At 69.4% G+C, this 4212-nt stretch carries 1 protein-coding gene; it reads right to left on the bottom strand.

Features of this window, described 5'->3' with window-relative positions; translation table 11 throughout:
• A partial coding sequence (locus GON04_RS13120) for a beta strand repeat-containing protein (protein ID WP_198349291.1) occupies nucleotides 1-4212 on the bottom strand: 4212 nt, incomplete at both ends.

The raw sequence follows: 4212 nt of genomic DNA, 5'->3' as shown, positions 1-4212 counted from the left end.
TGGTCGTGATGCTGGCAGTGCCCGTGGACGCGTTGATGACCACCGCGCCACCGCCGCTGGCGTCACGGTCGGCGTTCAGGTCCACGTTCAGCGCCCCGGCACCGCCGGCCGCGACGGCCACGGAGCCGGTCGTGCCGTTCACCAGCACATCGCGATCGGCCCGCAGCGTCAGCGTGCGCGCTGCGGCGTTGGTGACGGTGATGTTCTGGTTGACCGTCAGATCGGCATTGACGCCCGTAGCCGCCAGCGTCACGTTGCCGCCTGCGGCGATGCCGGTGGTGGTGTCCACCGAGCCGACCGTCAGGCTGCCGTTGTTGGTCAGAGCCAGGTCGCCCCCGACGTTGGCGCCCACGGTGTTGAACGTGTTCGCGACGTGGGTCAGAGTGGCCGACGTGCCGGCAGTCACCGACAGGGCCGACGCGCTGATGGCCACCGCCTGCGAGATGGAGGAACCGGCGGTCAGGGACAGGATCCCACCGACCCCCGTGGCGGTCACGCCGGCGTTCAGGGCAATCGCATTGTCGGTGGAGGTCAGCGCCACATTGGTGCCGCTGACGTTGGCACCGACCGCCAGCGCACCGCCGGCCGTCGTGACCGTCACGTTACCCGAGCCGCCGGCCACCGCACCGTTGATTGCCAGGCCACCGTTCGCGTCATTGACGACGACGCCGCCGGTGGAACTGAAAGCGCCCAGGTTGACCAGCGCGTTCGCCTTGTCGAGGCTGACCGAGCCACCTGCCGAGCCCGTGAGCGTGGTCGCGTTCACGATGCCGCCGTTCTGGGTGATCTGGTCCGCCGAATTCAGCGTCAGGGTACCCGTGTTCGCGTTGACGTTGGCGCCCAGGTTGATGTCGTTGCCCGTCCCCGTGGACGCCAGCGTGACGCCCTGGCCGTTGACATAGCCATTGACGTCGAGGTTGCCGTCGGCGGAGCTGATGCTGACGGAGCCCGGGGCGCTCACCGTGCCCGAGATGTTCAGGCCGCCGGTGACGTCCTTGAAGCTGACGTTGCCGACCGTGGTGGACACCGAGCCGAGGTTGTCGACGTCGTTGTTGCTATTCAGCGTGACGTTGCCGGCAGCGGTCACGTTGAGCGTCCCCCCGTTGATGACACCGGCCGCGGTCTGCGAGATCGCCCCGCCGGCGTTCAGCGTGATCGAGCCATTGGCACCGACGCCATCGGTGGTAGTCACTGCGTCGCCGTTGGTGGCCACCGAGTTGACCGAACCGATCGACAGCGGCGTCGCGCCCTGGTTGTAGGTCAGTTGCGACCCCGGCGCAGGCAGATACGCCGCCAGGGTATTGACCGAACTATTGGGGGCGAAGAACGCATTGGTCGCGGTCGTCCCCGTGGCATCGCCCAGCACCCGCAGGCCATCGGCCTGCACCGTGCTGGCCCCGACCACGGAGATGTTGCCGCCGCCCACTGCGTTCATGGTCACCGTGCCGCCGGTCATGGCGGCGCGCACCGCGGCCTGGCCCAGGTTGATGCCGGTACCGCCGTTCGCCTGCACCAGCACGGACTGCGTGTTGGTGCCGCCGATCGTGTTGGGGGCCAAACCGAAGGCCACGACGCCCGAAGACCGGGAACCGCTGCTGTCCGCGCCGCCCTCGCCGACGATGACCACGCGGCCGGCCCCGGACGTGCCCACCGTCGAAGTGGCGCTTGCAACGGCGTTGCCAACGAAGACGCCGCTGCGTGCCTCGCTCGCCTGCACGTTCGTGTTGTTGCCACCGGTGCCGACGATGGTGACCGTGCCCGTGTCGGTGGTCACCGTGCCGGCTCCCGTTCCGCTGCCGACCTGCGCGCCGGCGGTGCTGGAATTGACGTTGGACGTGTTCCCCCCGGTACCGGTGATGGTGATCGCCCCGCCGTTGACGGCCTGGACGACCGATCCGCCGGCATTGCTGCCGCCGCCGATGAACACACCCTGGGCGTTGCCGCCGTTCGTGCCTGCGCCGCCAGTACCGGTGACGCTGATGCCGCCACTGCCCGCCTTGACGGTCGAGCCCGTGGTGGCGTGCGTGATCGTGATGCCTGTGGCGTTGCCGGTGCCGCCTCCGGTGATGGAGCCGGCCTGGCCGACCAGCGTGATGCTGCCGGTGCCGGCCGAGGTGTCGATCCTGCCGTCCTGCACCACGATGCCGAAGGAGCCGCCGTTCAGGCCGGCACCCGTCTCGCCGGCGCGGTTGCCCCCGACGCCATCCACCAGCACGTTGCCGCCATTGGTAGTGATGGACCCGACCACCACCACCCCGGCATGGGCGTTGGTCACGCCGCTGGTACCGTCGAAGCCATGGCCCGCAATCGACACACTACCCGAGCCGGTGTTGATGCTGCTGCCGCTCTGGACGACCACGCCGACGCGGCGCGTGGCGCTGTAGCCGCTGGCACGGTCGGTAGCAAGCGTGCCGCCGTGCGCCGTGAGGGAGCCGCCGTTGGTGGTGATCGCAGTCGTGCCCGCGGCCGCGGAGTTGATGACCACGGCGCCGGTGGCGTTGGCATCGCGGTCAGAGTTGAGGTCCACGTTCAGCGCGCCGGCGCCGCCCGCGGAGATGGTGACGGCCCCGCTGGTGCTGTTGGTCAGCACGTCGCGATCGGCCCGCAGCGCCAGCGTCTTCGCCGCGGCGCTGTTGACCGTGATGTTCTGGTTGACCGTCAGGTCGGCGTTGGCACCGGTGGCGGCCAGCGTCACATTTCCGCCTGCAACGATGCCGGCGGTGGTCCCGACCGAGCCGACCGTCAGGCTGCCGCTGTTGGTCATGGTCAGGTCGCCGCCGACGCTGGCGCCCACGGTGTTGAAGGAGTTCGCGACGTGGCTCAGGTTGACCGACGTGCCCGCGGTCACCGACAGAGCCGAGGCGCTGACGGCCACCGCCTGCGAGATGGAGGAGCCAGCGGTCAGGGAGAGGGTCCCCCCGATCCCCGTGGCGGCCACGCCGGCGTTCAGCGCAATGGCGTTGTCGGTGGAGGTCAGCGCCACGTTGGCACCGTTGATGTTGCCACCGACCGCCAGCGCGCCGCCGGCCGTCGTGATCGCGACCGTGCCGGTGGCATCCGAGATCGCACCGTTGATCGCCAGGCCACCGTTCGCGTCATTGACGAAGACGCCGCCGGCGGAACTGAAAGCGCCCAGGTTGACCAGCGCGTTCGCCTTGTCGAGGCTGACCGAGCCGCCCGCGGTGCCCGTGAGCGTGGTCGCGTTGACGATGCCGCCGTTCTGCGTGATCTGGTCCGCCGAGTTCAGCGTCAGGGTGCCCGTGTTTGCGTTGACGTCGGCCCCGAGGTTGATGTCGTTGCCCGTCCCCGTGGCCGCCAGCGTGACGCCCACGCCGCTGACGTAGCCATTGACGTTGAGGCTGCCGTCGGCCGAGCTGATGCTGACGGTCCCCGGCGCCGACACCGTGCCGGTGACGTTCAGGCCGCCGGTGGCGTCCTTGAAGGTGAAATTGCCCGCCGACGTCGAGGACGTGCCGAGGTTGTCGACGTCGTTGGCCTGGTTCAAGTTCACGGTGCCGCCAGCGGTCACCTGGAGCGTCGTTCCGTTGATAGCGCCCGCCGCGGTCTGCGAGATTGCCCCCCCGGTGGTCAGCGTGATCGAGCCATCGGCACCCACGCCGTCGGTGGTGGTCGCCGCAGTTCCGTTCGTGGCCACCGAGGTGACAGAGCCTATCGTCAGCGGCGTGGCGCCCTGGTTGAAGTTCAGCTGCGAACCCGGTGCCGGCAAGTACGCGGCCAGCGTGTTGACCGAGTTGTTGGAGAGGAGCCTCGCGTTGGTCGCGTTCGTTGCCGTTGCATCGCCCAGCACCCGCAGGCCGTCGGCCTGAAGCGAACTGGTGTTGAGCGCAAAGATGTCGCCGCCGCCCATGGCGTTGGCCGTGATCGTGCCGCCGGTCATCGACGCGCTGACGTTGGTCTGGTTCAGGTGCACGCCGGTGCCGCCGTCGGCCTGCAGCAGCACCGATTGCGCGTTCGCGCCACCGATGGTGTTGTTGGTGCCCGAGGCGCTGAAGCCCATGATGCCGGCGGACCTGGCGCCGCCGCTGTCGGCGCCGCCCTGGCCCACCAGGGCCACCTTGCCGGCGCCCGTGGTGCCCACCGTCGAGCCGTTGATTACCCCGATACCGGCACGGTTGTCGTTCACCGCCACGCCGGTCAGCGCGCCGCCCGTGCCCTTGATCGTGATGGTGCCGGTGTCGGTGCGCACGGTGC

This window comes from Ramlibacter pinisoli (assembly GCF_009758015.1).
In the GTDB taxonomy this organism is placed as follows: Bacteria; Pseudomonadota; Gammaproteobacteria; order Burkholderiales; family Burkholderiaceae_C; genus Ramlibacter; species Ramlibacter pinisoli.
This window is presented reverse-complemented; position numbering and strand designations above follow the sequence as displayed.